This is a genomic window from Arthrobacter sp. 9AX, from assembly GCF_902506095.1.
In the GTDB taxonomy this organism is placed as follows: domain Bacteria; phylum Actinomycetota; class Actinomycetes; order Actinomycetales; family Micrococcaceae; genus Arthrobacter.
In genome coordinates, this window is the sequence record NZ_LR733293.1 from 1619677 (window position 1) to 1643513 (window position 23837).

Consider the following 23837-nt stretch of genomic DNA (forward strand, 5'->3'; position numbering starts at 1 on the left):
CGCCCGGCCGCCGCATGCCGGACACCGGTTCAGCCGGAGCCTTACTGGGGGAAACAACACCGTGAAACTTCGCACACCTGCGCGCTCAAACAGGCCGGGAGCACCCGAATCGCGGCGCCTTATCAGTGGCGCCGCGTTTGGTGCTGTTGTTGCTGTGGTGGTGGCGGGTGCGGTGTTGTATCCGGGGTTTAAGACCACTGAGGTGGAGTTGAACGACGGTGGTGTGTGGGTGGTGTCGAAGTCCAAGAACGCGGTCGGCAGGTTGAATTACCCGTCCCGTGTCCTGGACGGTGCGGTGACGCCGGCGTCGACTACGTTTGAGATCCTGCAGGATGCGGGGGAGGTGTTTGTTGATGATGAGTCTGGTTCGACGTTGAATCAGGTGTCGCCAGCGAATATGCGTTTGGGTGGGGATAAGCGGTTGCCGGGGGCTGCGGATGTGAGTTTTGGTTCGTCGGTGATTTCGGTGACGGATGCGGCGTCGGGCAAGGTGTGGGCGGTGTCGCCGTCGACGGTGAATGGTTTTGATGAGGAAGCGTCGGAGCCGGTGTTGGTGGGGTCGGAGGGTACGGTGTCCGCGGTGGGCGCTGATGACCGGATTTATTCGGCGGATCCGAAGTCTGGTGTGGTGTCGGTGACCGGGGTGGATGCCAATGGTGCGGTGGTGTCGTCGGAGTCTGAGACGTGGTCTGGGTTGAAGGGTTCGGGGGACCTGCAGGTCACGGTGGTGGGGGACAGGCCTGTCGTCCTGGATGCGGCGGCGGGGAAGTTGTTCCTTCCTGGCGGCAAGCGGCTGCAGTTGGATAATGCGCGGGATGCGAAGTTGCAGCAGACCGGTCCGGGCAGCGGCTTCGTGGCGATCGCCACGCAGAAGGCGTTGTTGAAGCAGCCGTTGGATGGTGCGACGGCGACGACGGTGACGTTTGATGGTGAGGGTGTGCCGGCGGCGCCGGTGCAGTTGGGCGGGTGTGTGCATGCGGCGTGGTCGGGGGCGAACAAGTATGTCCGGGATTGTGTGAATGATGCTGATGACAAGAATGTGGATGTGCCGAAGGCGAGTGCGTCGCCGTCGTATGTGTTCCGGGTGAACCGGGACCTGGTGGTCCTCAATGATGTGAATTCCGGGAATGTGTGGCTGGTCAACCAGAACATGCAGCTGGTCAACAACTGGGACGACGTCATCCCGCCGCAGCAGACTTCGGACGACGCCGACAAGGACTCCGCGGACGAGGTACGGCAGACCGTCCTGCCGGACCGCACCAAACCCAACAGCGCACCGGTGGCCAACCCGGACACCTTCGGCGTGCGCGCCGGAAAGACCACCATCCTGCCTGTGCTGGACAACGACTCCGATCCCGACGGCGACATCCTGACCGTCCGAACGCCGGACCCGCTGCAGTCAGGCGTCGTCTCACCCATCTACGGCGCCACCGGCTACCAGGTCAGCGTCGGCGCTGACAAGACCGGCACGGAGGGGTTCAAGTACACGGTGGACGACGGCCGGGGCCTCTCCGCATCCGCCGACGCCACGCTGAACATCATCCCGCCAGGGGAGAACTCCGCCCCGCGGCAGAAGCCCAACCGGAATACCACGCTGGTGGTGCAGGCAGGCAAAGTGGTCAGCCAGAACATCCTTCCCGACTGGATCGATCCCGACGGCGACGACCTCTTTGTGGTGGGCGCGTCCAGCAGCGACCCCCGCGACCAGGTCAAGGTCCGTCCCGACGGGCTGCTCAGCTACCAGGACTCCGGGTCGGAAGCCGCACGCAAGACCGTCACTGTCACCGTTTCGGACGGCCGTGACACCACGGAGGGCAAGGTCACGGTCGACGTTCGGCCCGCAGGGGCCCTCCCGCCGATTGCCAACGCCGACCACTTGGTGGCCGTCGCCGGGGTGGACACGGTGATCGCCCCGCTGAAGAACGATGCGGACCCGCAGGGCGGCGCGCTGCGGCTGGCCCAGGTCACCCCGGACGGCAACTCCACCGCCGTGATGGGCGCGGACCAGCAGACGTTTACGTTCAACTCCACCGCCGAGGGCGCCCACTACGTCACCTACCTGGTGACCAACGGACCCGCCAGCGCCCAGCAGCTGGTGCGCGTGGACGTTGTGCCCGGCGGCGGGGACGCCGCCCCCGTGGCGGTCCGGGACACCGCCCTGCTGCCCAGCGGTGGCAGCGTGCTGGTGGACGTCCTGGGCAACGACTCGGACCCCTCCGGCGGGGTGCTGGTGGTCCAGTCGGTGACAGCCGCGGACGGGCTGCCGCTCAGCGTCGCGGTCCTGGACCACTCCGTAGTGCGTATTACCGACCTCCGGGCCCAGGGCCAGCTCACCGTCCGGTACACCATCTCCAACGGCAAGTCCTCCGCCACCGGCGAGATTTCCGTGCTGGTGGTCCCCGCCCCCGCAAAGCTGCAGGCCCCCCAGGCCAAACCCGACGAAGCCACCGTCCGCGCCGGGGACGTCGTCACCATCCCCGTGCTGGATAACGACACCGACCCCAACGGCGGGAAGCTCACCCTGGAACCTGTGCTGGCACAGGCACCGGACGCCGCGGACGGCCGCATCTTCACCTCGGGGCAATCCGTCCGTTTTATCGCCGGCGACGTGCCCAAAACGGTGTACGCCATCTATAAGGTCACCAACGAGTCCGGGCAGTCCGACTCCCAGCAGGTGACCATCCGGATCCGGGCCCGGGAGGACCAACTCAATACCCGGCCCGAACCCCGGAACCTGACGGCGCGCGTCGTGGCAGGCATGACAGTCCGCATTCCCGTGCCGTTGGACGGCGTGGACACCGATGGCGATTCCGTCCGGCTGACCGGCGTGGACAAAGCCCCGGCAATGGGAACGGCGGTGGTCAAGGACGGCTACCTCGAATTCACCGCCGCGGGCAACGCCGCCGGCACCGACACCTTCACCTACAGGGCGCGGGACCGCATCGGCGCCGAGAACACGGGCACGGTCATCGTTGGCATCGCACCGCAGGAGACCAACAACCAGAAACCGATCGCCATCGACGACGCCGTGGACGTCCGCCCCGGCCGGAAGATCGCCGTCGACGCACTCACCAACGACTCGGACCCGGACGGTGACCCGATCAGCCTGGTATCCAACGGCTTCGAGGCCCGCCCCGAGCTGGCCGTCGAAGCAGCTGAGGGCGGCAAGGTATTGCTTTCGGCGCCTGCCGCCGCGGGCAACGAAAGCGTCAGCTACAAGATCCAGGATGACAAAAAAAACCAGGCCGGCGCCGTGATCCGCGTCCGGGTCAGCCCTGACGCCGCGTTGAAGATTCCGCTCGCGAAGGATGACGTGGTCACCCAGGCGGAGACGCTGGGCAAGTCCGCGGTGGACGTCCCGGTGCTGAAGAACGACGCCGATCCTGACGGCGTCGCTGCAGAGCTGAAGATCAGCCTGCCTGACGGCAACCCCAACGCCCGCGTGACCGGGGACGGCACCGTGCAGGTCACGCTCGCGCCGGAGGACCAACTGGTGCCCTGCACCGTCACCGACGTTGACGGCCAGAGCGCCACGGCGGTCATCTGGGTGCCTGGCCAGGGTGAACAGCACCCCACCCTGGCAAGGACCGACGTCGTCGAGGTGATGTCCGGCAAGGAGGTCACGCTTGACCTGGCCGAATTTGTTCGGGTCCGCGACGGACGAACGCCCCGGATCACCCAGGTGGACAAGGTCCGCGTCCAGGGTGCCGCGCCGGAGAACGTGGTGGCCGGGAACGGCAACGCCCTGCGCTACGCCGCCCGCACGGACTATGTGGGCCCGGGCTCGGTCACCTTCGAGGTAACCGACGGGACGGGACCGGACGATCCCGCCGGCCTCAAGTCCACCCTCAGCATTATCACCAAGGTCATCCCCGACCCCAACGCCAACCATCCGCCCACCTTCAGCGGCGCCACCCTGGACGTTCCCAAGGGCGAATCCGCCACCTTGGAGCTGGGAAACCTCGCCAAGGACGTTGACTCCGGCGACCAGGAAAAGCTCAGGTTCGAACTGGACGGCGCCCTGCCCGAGGGCTTCACGGCCACCGTGGACGACGCCACCCTTAAGGTCACCCCCGGATCCGGCAAGGACGCGGGCTGGAAGGGAAGCATCCCGCTCAAAGTCACCGACGGCCGCTCCGAGCCGGTCCATGCCACCGTTACCGCCACGGTGGTTGCCTCCAGCCGGCCGTTGCCCGTGGCCAACGAGGACGTCCTCGACAAAGCCAACGCCGGTGCCTCCGAGACCATCAACGTGCTGGGGAACGACTTCAACCCGTTCCCGGAGACCCCGCTGCGGATCACCTCGGCGACGGTGGAAACCGGCTCCGCCGCCGGGCAGCCCACCGTCTCGGGCGACTCCATCACCGTCACCCCGGCCAGCGGTTCCAAGGGCGTTATGGTGGTGCGCTACACCGTGATGGACAAGACCGGGGACGTCTCGCGGCAGACCGACGGCCGGATCCGCATCACCGTCCGGGACAGGCCGGACGCTCCTTCCGCGCCCACGGCAACGGACGTCCGGAGCCGGACCGCCGTGCTGAAGTGGACCCCGCCGTCGGACAACGGCGCCGTCATCACCAAGTACACCGTGCGCTCCGGCAACGGCTTCAGCCAGGACTGCCCCACCACCACGTGCACGCTGACCGGCCTGACCAACGACGTCGAGTACGTCTTCACCGTCACCGCCACCAATGAAGTCCGTGAATCCGATCCGTCGCCGGTCTCCAACGAAATCCGGCCGGATGAAAAACCGTCGCCCCCGGAGGCCCCCACCGTCAAGGCCGGTGACAGGAACATGGAGATCACCTGGCCGGCGGCCAGGACCGAGGGCTCAGCGGTAAAGGCCTACAACCTGGAAATCTCCCCGCCGCCGGCCAGCGGAATTGCCATCAAGAACGGCGTGACCGGACTCAGCTACAACTGGCCCGGGCTGACCAACGGCGTGCGCTACAAAGTGCGCGCCCAGGCCGTCAACGAGCTCGGCCCGTCCGACTGGGGTCAGTACTCAGCCGAGGACAACCCGGCCGGCGTCCCGGCTGCTCCGGCGGCCCCCACGTCATCGGTGGCATCTTCGGTAGGTACCTCCAACCAGCTCAAGGTTGACTGGAACGAGCCGAACACCAACGGCGACGCCATCCGGAACTACTACGTCACCATGAGCGGCGGCGGCGGAGCAGCCCAGACCCAGGTGGTGGCCGGTACCGTCCGGACCGCCAACTTCACCGCCAACAACTCCGAGGCGTCCTACACCTTCACCGTGCAGGCCGAAAACAAGGCCGGCAAGGGTGCCGTCAGCGCCGCGTCGGCTCCGCGGCGTGCCACAGGCAAGCTCGGCCAGGTGACGGGCGTGTCCGCAACCGAAGCCGACACCGGAGGTGCCGGGCGTTCCGTGACCATCAACTTCCGGGAGCTCACCGCTGCCGAACGGAACGGTTCATCATCCGCCGAGGTCAGTTACACCTACCGCGCCAGCACGGGCCAGACCGGGCCCATCAGGCCCGGGCAAACAGTGGGCGGCTTCGTGAACGGCAACAGCACGGCCATCACGGTGGTAGCCAATTCCTCGGTGGCCCCGAGCTCCGACGCCAGTGCTCCGGCAACCGCGAACCCGTACGGATCGCCCGGAACGCCTTCGGCCTCGGGACAGAACGGGGCGGAGAACCAGAAAAGCCTCAGCTTCAGCTGGAATTCGCCTTCCACCTCGACCAACGATGTGGCGTACACCCAGATCAAGATCGACGCCGGGGGCTGGGAGCGGGTGGCCGCCTCCGGCAGCCGCACGGTCAACACCGGTGGTTTCAGTGAACCGCATACGATCCAGGCCCAGACCGTCAACTCCCGCGGTACGGGTGGCCCGGTGGCATCCGCATCCGCACAATCCGGCGCGCAGAAGACGCGGTGGACCACGCGGCTGAATTCCGGCATGTACCGCAGCTGCACAGACCTGCCCGGCGCCACCTCCTACGACAACAGCCAGCCGGGGAATTTCACCTGCGACGGACAGGGCGGCACTAACCGCCCCTGGATGGGCGCTGCCGATGTCTTCGACATCATGTGCTGGAAGCCGCACGGCACGTATTACAGCGGAGACGGCCAGTGGTACTACATCATGCGTGGCTCACCCAACCAGACACGCTGGATCGATTCGAGGCACACCACGATCGGTACGCCCGGACAGAGCGGCGTCCCGCTGTGCACCTTCCCGGTAGGAGCCACGCCATAGCCGGCGTCGGGCGGGGCAGGGCCCGGTGCAGGGGAGGGCTCCCCATCGCGGGGCCTGTAGGGGTTCGGTAGGCTTGCGCCGGGGAAAAGAGAGTCTCGTGCCAGTACCGCGAACGGGCTGCCATACGGCCACACAAACTGAGGGAAAAATAACGCTGTGACAAGTCTGCTGGGGAAGCTTGGGCTGAAGACGCGACATAAGAAGCTCGTTAGCGCCACTGTGTTTGGTGCTGTTGTTGCTGTGGTGGTGGCGGGTGCGGTGTTGTATCCGGGGTTTAAGACCACTGAGGTGGAGTTGAACGATGGTGGTGTGTGGGTGGTGTCGAAGTCCAAGAACGCGGTCGGCAGGTTGAATTACCCGTCCCGTGTCCTGGACGGTGCGGTGACGCCGGCGTCGACTACGTTTGAGATCCTGCAGGATGCGGGGGAGGTGTTTGTTGATGATGAGTCTGGTTCGACGTTGAATCAGGTGTCGCCAGCGAATATGCGTTTGGGTGGGGATAAGCGGTTGCCGGGGGCTGCGGATGTGAGTTTTGGTTCGTCGGTGATTTCGGTGACGGATGCGGCGTCGGGCAAGGTGTGGGCGGTGTCGCCGTCGACGGTGAATGGTTTTGATGAGGAAGCGTCGGAGCCGGTGTTGGTGGGGTCGGAGGGTACGGTGTCCGCGGTGGGCGCTGATGACCGGATTTATTCGGCGGATCCGAAGTCTGGTGTGGTGTCGGTGACCGGGGTGGATGCCAATGGTGCGGTGGTGTCGTCGGAGTCTGAGACGTGGTCTGGGTTGAAGGGTTCGGGGGACCTGCAGGTCACGGTGGTGGGGGACAGGCCTGTCGTCCTGGATGCGGCGGCGGGGAAGTTGTTCCTTCCTGGCGGCAAGCGGCTGCAGTTGGATAATGCGCGGGATGCGAAGTTGCAGCAGACCGGTCCGGGCAGCGGCTTCGTGGCGATCGCCACGCAGAAGGCGTTGTTGAAGCAGCCGTTGGATGGTGCGACGGCGACGACGGTGACGTTTGATGGTGAGGGTGTGCCGGCGGCGCCGGTGCAGTTGGGCGGGTGTGTGCATGCGGCGTGGTCGGGGGCGAACAAGTATGTCCGGGATTGTGTGAATGATGCTGATGACAAGAATGTGGATGTGCCGAAGGCGAGTGCGTCGCCGTCGTATGTGTTCCGGGTGAACCGGGACCTGGTGGTCCTCAATGATGTGAATTCCGGGAATGTGTGGCTGGTCAACCAGAACATGCAGCTGGTCAACAACTGGGACGACGTTGTTCCACCCAAGAACGAATCCGACGAGCAGGACCAGGAATCGGCGGACAACAACACCATCAACGTCCTGCCGGACCGCACCAAACCCAACCGTCCGCCCGAAACCAAACCCGATGCCGTCGGTGTCCGCCCTGGCCGGACCACCATCCTCAGCGTCCTGGACAACGACTCCGACCCCGACGGCGACGTGCTCACCGCAGCAGTGACTGACACCGGCCCCAAGGCCGGCACCCTGGAGAACATCTACGGGGGCACCGCGTTCCAGGTCTCCGTCCCGGCCGGCGCGAAACCCGGGACGGAGACGTTCAGCTACAACGCCTCGGATGGCCGCGGCCTCTCCGCCGCCGGCCAGGTGACCCTTAGCGTGGTGGGTGCGGAGGAGAACAAGCCGCCGCAGTTCAAGCGCGGCGACAACACCACCATGCTGGTGGAACAGGGCAAAGCCGTCAGCCAGAACATCCTCACCGACTGGATTGACCCCGACGGCGACGACCTGGTACTCCTTGACGCCAAGGCCGACAACGAGCAGGACCAGGTCAAGGTCCGGCGCGACGGCCTGCTCACCTTCCAGGACTCCGGTGCCACCGCCGGCAAAAAGAATGTCGAAGTCACCATCTGGGACGGCCGGGCCACGGTCACCGGGAAAGTGGTGGTCAACGTCCAGCCGCCGGGAGCCCTGGCGCCGGTAGTCAACGCCGACCACGTCACCGCCGTGGTGGGCCAGGACCTCGTCATCTCCCCGCTGAAGAACGACGTCGATCCCAACGGAGGAGCCCTCCGCCTGGCGCAGGTGGAAGCCAACGGCCCCGCAGAACTGGGCCCTGTCACCGACGGTGGCACCTTTACGTTCCGCAGCACCACTCCCGGCCCCGTCTACCTCACCTACATTGCCAGTAACGGCCCGCAAAGCAGCCAGGGCCTCATCCGGGTGGACGTGGAATCCGGCGACGACACCGGCAACCCCGTCGCTGTCCACGACGTTGCTCTGATGCCCACGGGCGGCAGCGTGCTGGTGGACCCGCTGGCTAACGACTCCGACCCGTCCGGCGGGGTCCTGGTGCTGCAGTCCGTCAAGCTGCCCGAAAACTCCACCGCGTCCGTCAGCGTGATCAACCACGCCGTCCTGCGCATTACGGACGTCCTGGGGGCCAAGGACCCCATCCTTTTCGAATACACCATGTCGAACGGGACGAAGTCAGCCACCGGCAGCGTCTCGGTGGTCCCGGTCCCGGCCCCCGCCGTCGTGGAAGCACCCCAGCCCAAACCCGACGAAGTGAACGTCCGGGTCAACGACGTCGTCACCATCCCGGTGCTCGACAACGACACCCACCCGCAAGGCCAGGAACTGACTGTGGACCCCGTCCTGCCGCAGGCTGTGGACCCGGCGGACGGGAAGAGCTTCGTCTCGGAAAACACGCTGCGGTTCATCGCCGGCAGCCAGCCCAAGACGGTCCGGGCCATCTACAACGCGGTGGACCCGCAGGGCCAGAAAAGCGCCGCCGCCGTGACCATCCACATCCTGCCGCTGGAGGGCGCGGAGAACTCACGCCCGCAGCCGCGAAACCTCACGGCCCGGGTGGTGGCCGCCGATACCGTCCGGATTCCCGTGCCGCTGGATGGCATCGACTCCGACGGCGACTCCGTCCAACTGACCGGCATCGACAGCACCCCGGCCATGGGCACAGCGACGGTGGGCAGCAACTTCATCGACTTCGCTGCCGCCGGCGACGGCGCAGGCACCGACACGTTCCGCTACAAGGTGGTGGACCGGCAGGGCGCCGTCAACACCGGCACGGTCACGGTGGGCGTGGCCCCGCGCGGTGAAGTCAACCAAAAGCCCACTCCCGTGGACGATGAGGTGCGGGTCCGCCCGGGACGCCAGATCGCCGTCGACGCCACCGGTAACGACACCGACCCGGACGGGGACCTGATCCGCATCCTGACCGACGGCATCGACGCTGATCCGGAACTTCAGGCCACGGTGAGCAAGGCAAGCGGAAGGATCATCCTGCTGGCCCCGGGCGAAGCCGGAACCGTCAACGTGCGCTACACCATCGCCGATGACCGGGACGCCTCGGCGCAGGCTGCCATTCGTGTGGTCGTAGACAACGAGGTGCCCTTGAAGGCGCCCATTGCCCGGGATGACAGGGTGACGTCCGCCCAAACCCTGGGCAAGACCGCCGTGGACGTCCCCGTCCTGAAAAACGACGAGGACCCCGACGGTGTAGGCGAAAACCTCAAAATCAGCACCGAAGCCACCACCGCCCGGCCGGGCCCCGAAGGCAACATGGTGGTGGACCTGACGGAGCAGCCGCAGCTCATTCCGTACACCGTGGAGGACGTGGACGGCCAGCAGTCGACGGCGGTCATCTGGGTCCCGGGCCTGGGACAACAGGTGCCCACCCTGGCCAAGGACGAAGTCGTGGAGGTCATCGCGGGCCAGTCCGTGGACGTTGACCTGGACGAGTGGGTGAAAGTCCGCGAGGGCTGGTCGCCGCGTCTGACCCAGGCAGACCGGATCAAACTGATCGGCGCCGACGGCGGCGATCCCGTGACCCGGGACGGCACCGGCCTCAAGTACACGGCAGGCGCCGACTACGTGGGCCCCGGCTCGCTGACCTTCGAGGTGACGGACGGAACAGGCCCTGACGATGCGGCCGGCCTGAAGTCCACCCTCAGCATCCGCACCAAGGTACTGCCCGATCCCAACAAGAACAACGCGCCCGAGCTCCTCGGCGCCAACGTGGACGTTCCGAAGGGCGACTCCGCCAGCACCGACCTGGCGAAGCTGACCACGGACCCGGACCGGGACGACGTCGAAAAAATGAAATACGAGCTGGTGGGAGGTTCGCCGGCCGGCTTCAACGCCAGCATCGACGGCAAGTCCCTGAAGGTCTCGGCAGCCGATTCCACTGGTACCGGAACCACCGCCGCCGTCCAGGTCAAGGCCCGGGACCCACGCGGTCTTGAGGCCACCGCCACCTACCAGTTGGCGGTCACCGCCTCGAACCGCCCCAAACCTGTGGCCAACGACGACGTGGAGGACAACGCCGCCGCCGGCAAGCCCGTCACGGTCAACGTCCTGGCCAACGACGCCAACCCCTTCCCGGAAACGGCGCTGAAGATTATTGCAGCGAACACTGAAACGGGCAGCGGCAACGTGGAGGTCAGCGGAGATTCCGTGACGGTGACACCTGCACCTGGATTTACCGGAACCATGGTGGTGTCCTACACCGTGGCGGACAAGACGGGGGATTCATCCCGGCAGGCAACCGCCCGCATCCGGCTCACCGTCAAGGACAAACCGCAGGCGCCCACCACCCCGCAGGCCCAGAGCGTGGGGGACCGGACAGCGCTGCTGAACTGGACTGCGCCCGCGGACCGCGGCTCACCCATCACCAAATACACCGTGTACGGCGAGGGCGGGTTCCAGCAGGACTGCCCCGCCAACACCTGCACCCTCAACGGGCTGGTCAACAACACCAAGTACCACTTCCAGGTCACGGCCACCAACGAGTTCGGCGAGTCTGACCGGTCGCCCGCCTCCGCAGAGGTGCGTCCGGACGTCAAGCCCGATACCCCGCTGGCTCCGTCGCTGAAGTTCGGCGACAAGGAGCTGTCCGTTAACTGGACGGCCCCGGCCAGCAAGGGGTCGCCGGTGAAGTCCTACGACCTGGAAATCTCACCGCCGCCGCCCGGGCAGAACGCCCAGATCCAGAACCTGACCGCTGTCAGCTACGTCTGGAAGGGCCTGCAGAACGGCGTCTCGTACAAGGTCCGGGTCCTGGCCCGCAACGAGGCCAAGGAACCCTCGGAGTGGAGCCCGTACTCGGCCGCCGAGGTTCCGGCGGGTGTCCCGGCAACGCCGACCGCGCCCACCGCGGCGCAGGCCGGTTCGCTGGGTTCGCAAAGCCAGCTGAAGGTGAGTTGGGCTGCGCCCAACAACAACGGTGACGCCGTCTCGGCCTACACCCTGACCACCCTCCGGGGCGGGGCCGTGGTGGCCAGCCAGCAGGTTGCCGGCACTACGCAAAACGTGACGGTGGACAACTCGGAGACCAACTACACGTTCACGGTCTCCGCCACGAACAAGGCAGGCACTAGCGGGACCAGCCCCCAGTCGGCGGCCATCCGTGCGGCCGGAAAGCCGGGCCAGGTCAGCAGCGGAACGGTGGCGGCCACCGGAACCAGCGGCCAGCTCCAGGTCACGTTCACGCCGCTGACCGAGGCGCAGCGCAACGGCTCCACCGCCAGCGAGATCGCCTACAGCTACAACGCCGACGGCAGGAGCGGCGCCATCGCCGCGGGCGGCGGAATGATCGGCGGGATGACCAACGGCCGGGACATCACCGTCACCATCGTCGCCACGTCCACCAAGAACAACGTGTCCGGCGATGCCAAGGCCATCGGCACCGGCAACCCGTACGGGCCGCCGAACGCTCCCAATGTTGACGGCAGCACGTCCGCAAAGGGCGACGGCGACGTTCACTGGACCTGGAACAACCCGCCGATGAACGGCCGGCCCCTGAGCCACTTCGAGGTGAGCTACGAAGGCGGCGGCTGGATCAACGTGGGCAAGGCCAACCGGTACGACCGGCCTGCCGGCGGCTGGGACCAGGTGCGGACCCTCCGTGTCCGTGCAGTCACCGTTGACCCGGGTCCTGCCGGGCAAGCCAACTCACGGTCCGGTGCGGATCCCACGCCTCCGCCACCCAGCTCGTGGGCCATCACGGCAAGCCCCGTCCGCAGCTGCACCGAACCCCGGAAGGGCACGGACAGCTTTGTGGCCGGGAACCCGTCACAGTGCACGGGCGGGGGTAAGTGGCTGGACGCCGGCGCACCCGCACAGACGGACCGCTACCAGGTCTGGTACAAGACGTCGAACAACCCCAGCGGCATCTGGTACCACCTGACCTCCGGCATGGCGGCCGGCAACTGGATCCGCTGCGATACCAGCAACATCGGCTGCAACCCGCCCAACGGAATGCCCAACGGCTGACCCGGCACCGCCGGCGCACCAGCGGGGCCCGGTTTCTCCGGGCCCCGCACACCAACCTGAACACCACAGAAGGAAGAGCAAGCCCATGACCATGACCACCGAGCAGGCCGCCTGGTTTGCAGACACCTTTGAAAAGCTCGTCGCCAATGTGGGGCAGGCCGTCCTGGGCAAGGAACACGTCATCCGGCTGACCTTCACCGCCATGCTGGCCGAAGGGCACGTCCTGTTCGAGGACGCCCCCGGCACGGGCAAGACGTCCCTGGCCCGGGCCTTGGCAGCCACGGTGCAGGGCTCGAACAACCGCATCCAGTTCACCCCGGACCTGCTGCCCTCGGACGTCACCGGTGTCACCATCTACGACCAGAAGACCCAGAAGTTCGAGTTCCACAAGGGACCGATCTTCAACAACATCGTCCTGGCCGACGAAATCAACCGCGCCTCGCCCAAGACCCAATCTGCGCTGCTGGAGGTCATGGAGGAATCCCGTGTGACGGTGGACGGTGTCACCTACTCCGCCGGGCGCCCGTTCATGGTGATGGCCACCCAGAACCCGATCGAACAGGCCGGCACCTACCGGCTGCCGGAGGCGCAGCTTGACCGCTTCCTGATCAAGACGTCCATCGGCTACCCGGACCACGCGTCCACAGTCCGGCTCCTGGGCGGTTCCAACCTGAAGGACCGCTCCCAGGACCTCACCGCCGTCATTACCACCCAGGCCGTGGCGGACATGGCCGACCTTGCCGCCACCGCCCACGTTGACACCGCCGTCCTGGAATACATTTCCCGGCTCTGCGAGGAGACCCGCAACGCCCCCGAAACCCGGCTTGGCGTCTCGGTCCGGGGCGCCCTGGCCATGGTGCGCGCCGCGAAGGTCTGGGCAGCCGCCCAGGGCCGGAACTTCGTCCTGCCCGACGACGTCAAGGAACTCGCCCCCGTGGTGTGGACGCACCGCTTTGTGATGGATCCCGAAGCGGAGTTCTCCGGCGCCACCGCCGACGCGGTCCTGACCCGCATCCTGGCGGACGTGGCGGCGCCGCAGCAGCGCACCAACGCCTGACCGCCATACCCGCACGGCCACCAAGTTCCATCCACCAGCGCATAATGAAGGCTTACATATGTCCACCGGCACCCCGTTGACCCGGATCGCCGAGCACCTCAGGCAACCCTTCCGCCGGAACGGCCGGCCCACCCGCCTGCACCCTTCCGCCGTCTGGGCTGAGGCCAGCAGCACCGCAGGCCTTGCCCTGGCCCCTGCCTGGCGAACCGCCAAGGCGGCCTGGCTCAAGCACGCCTGGCCCGTCCTTTCGGTGGTCAGCGTGCTGGGCTGGTCGGTCCTGGCAGCAGCCGTCCTGCTCTGGACCGCGGGCCAGGCTTACGGCTGGCAGGAGGCGAAGGCCGCCGCCGTGGCGGCCTTCGTGATGTTTGTCATTGCCGTCGGCTTCATCCTCGGCCGCTCCACCTACGGCGTGGTCCTCGACCTGGCCCGGACCCGCGTCGCCGTGGGCGACAACGCCGTGGGCAGCATCGCCGTCACCAACACCTCCAACCGCCCACTGCTGCCCGCCGCCGTCGAACTCCCGGTGGGCAACGTCACCGCGGTCTTCCACCTGCCACGGATGAAACCCCGGCAGGTCCACGAGGACCTCTTCACCATCCCCACCGCACGCCGTGCGGTGATCGTCGTGGGACCGGTGCGCTCAGTCCGCGCGGACCCGCTGCACCTGCTGCGCCGCCAGGTCCTGTGGACCGAGCCCGAGGACCTGTTCGTCCATCCCCGCACAGTGGCCCTCACCGGATCCGCAGCCGGCTTCATCCGCGACCTTGAAGGCATGCCCACCACCGAGCTGTCCAGCGCCGACGTCTCCTTCCATGCCCTGCGGGACTACGTCCCCGGGGATGACCGACGGCACATCCACTGGAAAACAACGGCACGGACCAACAAGCTGATGGTCCGCCAGTTCGAAGAGACCCGCCGCGCCCACCTCGCCATTTCCCTGTCCATCAACACGGACGAATACGCCTCGGAAGAGGAGTTCGAAATGGCGATCTCCGCCGCCGCCTCCATCGGGCGGCAGGCCATCCGCGAGCAACGCGAGCTGGACGTCCTCACCCAGAAGGGCCCGCTGCGCTGCGAAACCGGCCGGAACATGCTTGACGATATGACCAGGATCGTGGGGGCACCCATGCGGCGCACCGCCGTCGACCTCGCCAGGACGCTGGCCGATACAGTTCCCAACGCCTCCGTGGTGTTCTTTGTGGTGGGCAGTAACGTCACCGCCACCCAGCTCAGGTCCGCCGCCGCCTCCGTTCCGCCCGGGGTGCGCAGCCTCGCGGTCCGGGTGGAGGCCGGCGCCGCGTCCAGCAGGGCGAACATCGCCGACCTGACAGTGCTCACCCTGGGCGACCTCGCCGACCTCGGCATCGTTCTTCGGAAGGCGGCAGCATGACCTCCGCACCCGGCCTGCGCCCGCGCCCCACATCCGCCCGGCAACCGGCCCGCAGCGGCCGGCCATCCGGCTTCGAGGACGGCCAGCCGCTCTGGCATTTCCTGCTCGACGCCGGCGCCCTCACCGTACTCCTGGGGCTGGGCCTGCTGGGCTTCGGGCTCAGCTTCGGCGGCGATCCGTACTACCTCCTGTCCGGCTTCGGCGGAATCATCCTGGGCCTGGCCACCGGCGTCCTCAACGCGCACCTGCGCCTGGGACTGCTCATCACCTCGGCCCTGGCCCTCGGCGCCTACCTCGTGTTCGGGACGCTGCTCGCAGTACCGGATTCGGCCATCGCCGGCTTTGTGCCCACCCTGGACTCGCTCCGGATCCTCCTCCTGGGCATCGTGTTCGCCTGGAAGGACATGCTGACCGTCGGGGTGCCGGTGGGAACCGCCGGCGGCGTGTTGATCGTCCCGTTCTTCAGTTCCCTGATCACGGCACTGGTGGCAGCAATCCTGACCTGGCGGGCCAGGACCCCGTACTTGCCGCTGATCCCTGTGCTGGTCCTCTTCGTCACCGGCATCGCCTTCAGCACCAATGCCGCCTTCCTCACCCTCGAGCGCGGCATCGGCCTGACAGTACTGGGCATCGCCTGGGCAACGTTCCGCCGGGACGCCCTGCGGATGGGCAGCACCCGGAAGGTGGCCGTCAACACCCCGCAAACGGACTCCGCCAGCGTCCAGCGGGCCCGGCTGCGCAGGCTGGGAATGGCGGCCGGGGTGATCGCCGCGAGCGTGGCTGTTACCGCGGTGTCCGCACCGCTGGTGACCGCCGGGGGAGACCGGAAGGTCCTCCGGAACGTGGTGGTCCCGCCGTTCGATCCCAGGGACTACATCACCCCGCTTGCGAGTTTCCGCACGTTCGTCAAGGACAAAAAGGACGACACCCTGTTTGTGGTCACGGGGCTGCCGCGCGACGGCAGGGTCCGGCTGGGCGCCCTGGACGCCTTCAACGGCACCAACTACGCCATGGACCCCAACGGTTCCGGCAACTTCAGCAAGGTGGGGGATACCGAGTCCATCAACACGCTCGCCGACACCTCCGGAGTGGTCCCCACCAACGACTACTCCATCGGCATCACCATCGAGGACTACCAGGGCTTCTTTGTTCCCGGCGGCCGCAAGACCACCGGCATCAGCTTTGCCCAAAGTGCCTCCCCGGCCGCTTCCGGGCTCTACTTCAACTCGGGCACCGATACCGCAGTCACCACCAACGGGCTGTCCAAAGGCGACTCCTACAGCGTGCAGGTCTCCGACCCCGTCAAGCTCGAACACGGCCAGCTGACGCAGTACGACTTCGCCAAGGTGTCCCTGCCGGCCCCCATCGAGGTGCCGCCGGTGGTTGGCTCGCAGGCCAACGACCTCTCGGCGGATGCCCCCACGGCCATCGACCGGGTCCGCCAGATCGAGGCCCACTTCCAGAAGACCGGCGCGTTCAGCAACGGCCTGGTCAGTGAGGGGCAGCTGCCCAGCGTCTCCGGCCACGGGTCGGCGCGCATCAGGAACCTCCTGACCGCCAAGCAGATGCTGGGCGACGACGAACAGTACGCCGTGGCGATGTCCCTGATGCTCCGCCACCTGGGCATCCCGTCCCGCGTGGTGATGGGTTTCTACCCCGAGCCCACCAGCCCGGAAAACGGGGCCGGCGAAGTGAAGATCACCGGCAAGGATGTCCACGCCTGGGTTGAGGTGGCGTTCGAGCGGGTGGGCTGGGTCAGCTTCGACCCCACCCCGCCCAAGGACAACGTCCCCATCCCGCCGGATCCCGAGAACAAATCCAAGCCCAAACCCCAGGTCCTGCAGCCGCCGCCCCCGCCGCAGGAACCCGCGGACCTGCCGCCGGACTCTTCGCCGGACGCCCTGGACGCGGACCAGAAAAAGAACAACCCCTGGCTGTTCTGGGGAGCCCTGTTGGGTGCCTTGGGTGTCGCCCTGATTCCGCTGTCCATCCTCGCGCTGCCGCTCCTGCTGATTGCGCTGCTGAAATCACGACGACGGAAGTCGCGTTTCCGCGACGGTGACCCTGCGCAGCGGGTCAGCGGAGGCTGGAGCGAGGTGGTGAGCCTCGCCACCGACATGGGGGCCGCCGTCGACACACGTTCCACGCGGCGCGAAAGCGCGGCGGTACTGGCCGAAGCGTTCCCTGCCAGCGGCGGCACCACCACCATGCTGGCCAGCCGGGCAGACGCATCAATTTTCGGCGCCGGCCAGCCCAGCGAGGACGAGGTCCGGGAGTACTGGACCATCGTTGACGGGTCGCTGAAGGAAATGACCGCCACCGTGGGATTCTGGCGCCGGCAGCAGGCGAGGTTCTCGCCCCGCTCGCTGCTCTCCGACGCGCGCACCCTCCTGCGCCGGGGCGGCGCCGGGCCGGCACTCCCGGCGCTGTCCTCCTTGAAGGGCTTCGGCCGCCGTCGTCCTGGAACAATCACGCAGGACACCACCACACAGGACACCACGACGCAAGGACCCAATAGCCAGTGAGAGACGACGCCGGGCACTGCCCCCATTGCCGGCAACCGCTCCGCGCCGGGGCTGCCTTTTGTGCAGCCTGCGGGGCGCCGCAGCCCAACCGGGCGGCGCGCAGCCTCGGCCAGCCCCGTCCGGGTGCTGATCCCCGCCCCGGTTCCCATGCCGCGCACCTGCCGGGGATTCCCGGTACTATCCCGATAGTAGAAAGGCCCCAGGCATTTGCCGCCGGGGGCGTCAACGCGGGCACAGGCCGGGGGAGCGCCGGCGGGTCCACCACGCAGGTGGGTGCCGGTCCAGGGGGAGGAACGGGAATGGCAGTGAATCTTCAGCTTGTTCCGGCTGCCGCGGGCAAGCGCCTCGGTGCTGCCGTCATTGACTGGCTTCCGCCCCTGGCAGTGCTGGTGATCACGTTTGCCCTCGGTTTCGCCGGCATCACGCGGACCCGCAGCGGCGGCTTCATCATCTACGACACCGGGTCCCTGGTGCTGTTCGGCGGCATCGGACTGGGCCTGACCCTCGTGTACCTTTTCGTGGTGATGGGCTGGGAAGCGCGGACGGGCAAGACCCCCGGCAACGTGCTGATGGGCATCCGCAGTGCAGACAACGACGGCTACGCCCCAGGTGCCGCTCCACTCTTCCTGCGCGGCCTGATCACCGGTGCCGGCATCCTGCTGACGCTGCTGGCCGCGATCCTGGTGGTGGTGTTCCAGTGGTTCGCCGCCGCTTTCATTGTCCTCGGCCCGCTGGTGCTGGTGGGCGCGGCCTGGGCTGTGGTGGTGGTGGTGTCCAACAGCTGGGACAAAAACGGCCGGCTCCGCGGCTGGCACGATGCTGCCGCGAAAACCCTCGCGTTTGACGTCAAGGCGGGCCGGAACCCCATCACCAGCGGCGGCATCCAGGGGCCCTACAGCTTCGCCCCGCTTGACCTGCCCCCGGTGCAGCAGGTGGTGTCCCCGGTGGCCGGCGCCAACGCGCCCAAAATCATGCGCGCTCAACCGCCCGCCCCCAACCCTGCGCCGCACCCGGTTCCGCCGGTCCCCGGCCCCGCCGGGCCTGCAGCTGCTCCTGTGATGGCCGTTCCGTTTGGGACCGCTCATTCCGGGGCTGTGCCGGCGGCAGCTCCGGTCCGGACCGTTCCGGAACCGCGCGTCCAGCAATGGCATGCGGACGACGACGTGGACCGCACCCAGGTGCGCGGCGGGCCGGCTGCGCCGGCACCGGTCGCAGTACTGCGGATCAGGCTCGACGACGGCCGCGACTTCCAGCTGGACCGCAGCGTGCTGGTGGGCAGGAACCCCGTGGGCCAGGCCGGCGAGCAGCAGGCCCAGCTGCTCGCCGTCGACGACCCCGGCCGGTCCATCTCCAAAACCCACCTCCACCTGCTGACCGACGGAGCCGGGATCTGGGTGACGGACCGGAACTCCACCAACGGCAGCGCCGTCACCACCCCCGACGGCCACCGCACGCCCCTGCAGCCGGGTGTGCCCGCATTTGTCACCCCGGGATCCAGTGTCCATTTTGGAGACCGCACCTTTTACCTAGGACAGGCATGAACCAACAGCCCGCAAGCGTTCCCTCCAGCATCAAACCGGGGGCAGAGCTCAGCCTGAGCGTCGGCCACGGGACGGACCGGGGACTCCGCCGGGAGTTGAATGAGGATTCGTACATCGCCTCCGATCCCGTCTTCGCCGTGGCAGACGGGATGGGCGGCCACGAAGCCGGCGAGGTCGCCAGCGGGATGTGTGTCCGGGCCTTGGCATCGATTCCCCAGCTCACCACCGGCGAACGGACCGTCACCGCAGCTGTACTGCAGCAGTACCTGGTGAAGGCGGACGACTCGATCCGCGAAGCAACCGGTGCCCGTGCCGGCACCACCCTGGCCGGTGCCGTCATCGTGGAGCAGATGGGCATGCCCTACTGGCTGGTGATGAACATCGGCGACTCCCGGACCTACCGCCTGAGCCAGGGCCGGTTCGAACAGATCAGCGTGGACCACTCCGAGGTCCAGGAACTCGTTGACGCCGGGGAGATCACGGCGGAGCAGGCCACCATCCATCCACGCCGGCATGTGGTCACCCGCGCACTTGGCACCGGCGATGAGACCGAGGCAGACTACTGGCTGCTGCCGGTGGAGGAGGGGGACCGGGTCCTGGTCTGCTCCGACGGACTCACGGGCGAACTCACGGATGAACATATCCACCGGATCCTCAGCACCGTGGGCCATCCCCAGGACGCCGTCGACGCCCTGATCCAGGCAGCGCTCCGCAGCGGCGGCAGGGACAACGTCACCGTCATTGTGGTGGACGTCCGGAACGTCCTGAACGACGCCGGTGCAGCCACCACGGCACCGCGCCCCGAACCGGCAGAAGACGGGATCACACTGCCCCGCACTGTTCCGGCCGAACCAGCAACGCCGGAAGCAGGAACCCCGGAAGCAGGCACCCCGGAAACTGGCACAGCGGCAACCGGGACGGCGGATGAGAGCGGGGAACCGGACGATGAGCGCCGCTAGCTACATCCCCGGGACCTGGCTGGGCATACTGCGCTCCCGCACGGCTGTCCTCCTGGGGCCGGGCACCCGGCCGGCCCTTATTGCCGCGGTCTGGGACCTGTTGGAAAGCCGGCCGGAGGTGCACGAGGTTCTCCACATGGTGACCAGCAGTTCCGGCGGATCCCTTGCCAACATCCCATCCTTTGGCATCCTTGATTTCGACGGCCCGCTCCGGGTCTTCCTGCGGGGTGACCTTGATGTAACGGTCCAGTCCTCCGGCGGCCCGCTGGAGCTGAACGGCCGGGACGTGACTACCTGGACCGAGCGGCGGCTCAATGATCCGGGGCTGTGCCGGCTGACCATCCCCGCAGCGGCCGGTGGGTTTGGCTATCCGCAGGAGTGGGCCCGGCCGGGTGTCGACCGGCCGGGAACCAACCAGCCGGGTGTCCACCAGCCAAGTCCTGATCAGCCACAGGGTGACCTGCCGGAATTGCCGCTCGGGGAAGGCGTGGTGCTGCTGCAGTCCCTGGCACTCACCCTCGGCCCAGGGACCAAAGCCGCTGCGGAGCCTGGTCCCGCAGCAGACCGGGCGGGTGTTTCTTCGCCGGTGGCCGCGGCCGCAGCCCCTACTGCCGCAGCCCCGCTGGGGTCGGCAGCCGCCGCAGTCCCTCTTGCCGCAGTCCCTCTTGCCGCGGCGCCGCCGACGTCAGCAACCGCTGCCCCGGCGGTGATCGAACCATCGTCCGGTGCGGAAGCCACTTCCGCCGCGTCCGTGCCGGTTCCGGCGCCCGCCGGCGAAGAGGCCCGGCAGCCGGATCCTCCCGGGATCACCGTGGCCCCCGAGCATGGGGCCTCCGCCGAGACCGTTTACGCGGTCACCGATGAGGACTTCGACGTCGACGCTCTGGCAGGAACCCGCACCGGCACAGGGACTGGCGCGGCGGCAGAAACGGACACCGAGGCAGGGACAGGCACCGACGCGGGAAGTGCCGCGGAGGGAAGTGCCGCGGAGCCAGCAACCGGCACCGAAGCTCAAACCGCTGCCGGGGCGACAACCCCCACCGCGGCACCGGAGCCCGCCACGCCGAGTACAGCCGACCAGGTTGCGGCAGCCGAAATGACCAGCTCCTACGACCACCTCTGGGAGCGGACAGTGGTCCGCAGCATCGAAGACGCTGCCGTCCGCGAAGACCCGGAAACAGCACATGCGCAAACCCCTGGTCCGGGCCACGGGACCACTGGGCAGCGGGCCACCGAAGAGGAGAGGACTGCTAAGGGCGCCGGCGGAGAGCATGCGGACGGCGGCCCTGCAGTAGCGGGTGCACCCGCCACCCTTGACGGCCTGGACCAATCCCCGGCAGGGGCTGACTCGGTGGACCGCAAGGGGAAGGGGATCACGGAGACGCCACCCGCCGTCGCGCAGGACGGTCCGCCCGCACCATCAGGGCCCGCACCCGTTCCGTCCGCACCCGTTCCGTCCGCACCCGTTCCGTCCGCACCCGCGCCCGGCGGCCTCATCGACTCCGTGCCCTGGCGGACGCCGGCCGCACCCCCTGCGGTGCCCTCGCCGATGTTGTCAGCCGTACCCGCCGAACCGGCCCCAACCGCCGCCACAGCGGCCATGCCCACGCCCGGAACCGGCCCCGCAGAATACGACGGCGACCACGACGGCCAGACGGTGATGAAGGGCAGCCTGGGCAGGATGGCACCGGCGCCGGTCCGCGGGACGAAAGACACTGCCGCTGCCGCCGGGCCGCTGGTGCTGGCGCGGCTGTGCCCGCGGGACCACGCCAACCCGCCCACCAATCCCGCCTGCGCCACCTGCGGCGCGGGCCTGCTTCCGGACGCCGTCCAGGTGGCCCGTCCACGCCTCGGACGGATGCGCATCTCCACGGGGGACGTGGTGGACCTCGAACAGTCGCTGGTGATCGGCCGGCAACCCTCCGTATCCCGGGTGCAGGGTGGGGAGATGCCCCGGCTGGTCCAGGTGGCCAGTCCCGGCGGGGATATCTCCCGCTCCCACGTGGAAGTCCGGCTGGAGGGCTGGCACGTGATGCTCTGCGATCTCAAGGCCACCAACGGCACCATCCTGGTGCGCGAAGGGCAGCCGCCGCGCCGGCTGGCCCAAAACGAGATGGCCATCCTGCTCGATGGCGACATCGCAGAACTGGGCGACAACATCTCGCTGCGCTTTGAGGAGATTCCGTGAGTTCCAAACGGCCGGCAGCGCCGCCACCCCATATCCCGGGGTTCACCTACATCAGCCCGCTTGGATCCGGCGGGTTCTCCGACGTCTACCTTTACGAACAGGACAGGCCCAAGCGGAAGGTGGCCGTCAAGGTGCTGCTTTCGGACCTGAAGACCGAAGGCGCCCGCCGCAGGTTCGAGTCCGAGGCCAACCTCATGGCCCAGCTGTCCTCGCACCCCTACATCGTCACCATCTTCGAGGCGGAAGTCACCGACGCCGGGCATTCCTACCTGGCCATGGAGTACTGCTCCCGGCCCAGCCTGGACGTCCGGTACCGCCGGCAGCGGTTCAGCGTGGACGAAGTCCTTGCCGTCGGCATCCAGGTGGCGTCCGCCGTCGAAACGGCCCACCGCGCCGGCATCGCCCACCGCGACATCAAACCCGCCAACATCCTGGTGACAGACTACAACCGTCCGGCCCTGACGGACTTCGGCATCTCCGGCACCCTGGCCGGCGGCGGCGACGAGGACTCCGGCATGTCCATCCCGTGGTCCCCGCCGGAACAGTTCACCGACGGCACCGTGGACGGCGTGATGGTGGACGTGTGGGCGCTCGGCGCAACGCTCTACACGCTGCTGGCCGGCAGGTCACCGTTTGTGATGCCCGGCGCGGACAACTCCCAGCGCGGGCTGATCAGCCGGATCAGCAACATGCCGGTGCCCCGCCTTGGCCGTGCCGATGTCCCGGAATCCCTGGAGCTGGCCCTGTCCACGGCCATGGCCAAGTCCCCGCAGTCACGGTACTCGTCTGCCCACGCCTTCGCCCTGGCCCTGCAGCGCATCCAGGCTGAGCTCAACCTTTCGGTCACGCCCTTCGAAGTACTCGAGGAACCGCACCAGGAGGACAGCCACCCGGACGGCGACGCCGAAGAAACCCGCGTGCGGAGCATCGCGGCCATCGACCCGGAGCGGACCGGCAGCGCTCCCACTTTCCCGGCACGCACCCGGCCGCAGGTCCCTGCTGCGGAGGCACCGTCGCCGCGCTTTACCCCGCCTGCAGCGTCAACACCGCCGGCCACCCCTCCCGCATCTCAGCCCCAGGACTGGGGCCAGTCCACCGTGCTCCGCGGCAACGCCGGCAGCGCGCCGGACACCTTGGGCCCATCCAGGGGTGCCGGGCCTCCCGACGGCGGCGATGCCGCAGACACCACCATCCACCGGCCGGCGCGCGTGGCCGAACCCATCGAAGACGCCCCGGCCGGCACGGACCACGGGAAACGCAACCTCTGGTTGGCCATCTCCGGCGGCACTCTGCTGGCCCTCGCCGCGGTGGTGGGCATCGTGGTCGCCAACGCCGCGCCGGAGACACCAAGGGCGCCGCAGAGCCTGGAAGCCAGCAAACCGCCGGCCGATGCCCTCGACAACGGCACCGTGCCCGACGTCGAAGGCCTCACCGGGACCCTGGCTCCCGGCGGCGATGCGTCCTTCACCTGGACCAACCCGCAGCCCAAGCCGGGCGACACCTATAAGTGGCGGGTCTATACGATTGGCGGCGCCGGGGAATACCAGTCCATCGACCAGCCGCCTGTCCAGGTGAAACCGAACCCGTCAGGGCAAACCTGCGTCCAGGTGATGATCGTCCGCACCGACGGTGCTTTCTCGCCCATGGAGCAGGCGTCCATTGCCTGCACCGGCCCATGACCGGCAGCGCA

At 67.8% G+C, this 23837-nt stretch carries 9 protein-coding genes; all 9 read left to right on the forward strand.

All coding sequences use genetic code 11. The features are described from left to right. The first annotated feature begins 550 nt into the window (after positions 1 to 550). Entirely contained in the window at positions 551 to 6223 is a 5673-nt protein-coding gene (locus tag BACI348_RS07410) for an Ig-like domain-containing protein (RefSeq protein WP_159829899.1), read from the forward strand. Between the two features lie 156 nt (positions 6224 to 6379). Continuing rightward, positions 6380 to 12487, forward strand: a complete 6108-nt coding sequence (locus tag BACI348_RS07415) for an Ig-like domain-containing protein (protein ID WP_159824632.1) — start codon at positions 6380 to 6382, stop codon at positions 12485 to 12487. Between the two features lie 85 nt (positions 12488 to 12572). After that, on the forward strand, positions 12573 to 13544 hold the full coding sequence (locus tag BACI348_RS07420) for an AAA family ATPase (RefSeq protein ID WP_159824633.1): 972 nt from the start codon (positions 12573 to 12575) through the stop codon (positions 13542 to 13544). Between the two features lie 58 nt (positions 13545 to 13602). Beyond that, the gene (locus BACI348_RS07425; protein WP_159824634.1) at positions 13603 to 14934 is read left to right on the forward strand and encodes a DUF58 domain-containing protein; all 1332 of its coding nucleotides are present in this window, start codon (positions 13603 to 13605) and stop codon (positions 14932 to 14934) included. Next, positions 14931 to 17459 (forward strand): transglutaminase-like domain-containing protein, encoded by a 2529-nt coding sequence (locus BACI348_RS07430; protein WP_236557487.1) that lies wholly within the window; start codon positions 14931 to 14933, stop codon positions 17457 to 17459. Before BACI348_RS07425 ends, BACI348_RS07430 begins: the two co-directional genes overlap by 4 nt. Continuing rightward, positions 17456 to 19000, forward strand: a complete 1545-nt coding sequence (locus BACI348_RS07435) for an RDD family protein (RefSeq protein WP_503487626.1) — start codon at positions 17456 to 17458, stop codon at positions 18998 to 19000. The genes BACI348_RS07430 and BACI348_RS07435 overlap by 4 nt, the downstream gene beginning before the upstream one ends. Beyond that, positions 18997 to 19959, forward strand: a complete 963-nt coding sequence (locus BACI348_RS07440) for a PP2C family protein-serine/threonine phosphatase (RefSeq protein ID WP_236557488.1) — start codon at positions 18997 to 18999, stop codon at positions 19957 to 19959. The genes BACI348_RS07435 and BACI348_RS07440 overlap by 4 nt, the downstream gene beginning before the upstream one ends. Next, the gene (locus tag BACI348_RS07445; RefSeq protein WP_159824636.1) at positions 19946 to 22147 is read left to right on the forward strand and encodes an FHA domain-containing protein; all 2202 of its coding nucleotides are present in this window, start codon (positions 19946 to 19948) and stop codon (positions 22145 to 22147) included. The genes BACI348_RS07440 and BACI348_RS07445 overlap by 14 nt, the downstream gene beginning before the upstream one ends. After that, the gene (locus BACI348_RS07450; RefSeq protein ID WP_159824637.1) at positions 22144 to 23826 is read left to right on the forward strand and encodes a serine/threonine-protein kinase; all 1683 of its coding nucleotides are present in this window, start codon (positions 22144 to 22146) and stop codon (positions 23824 to 23826) included. Before BACI348_RS07445 ends, BACI348_RS07450 begins: the two co-directional genes overlap by 4 nt. The last annotated feature ends 11 nt before the right edge of the window (positions 23827 to 23837 follow it).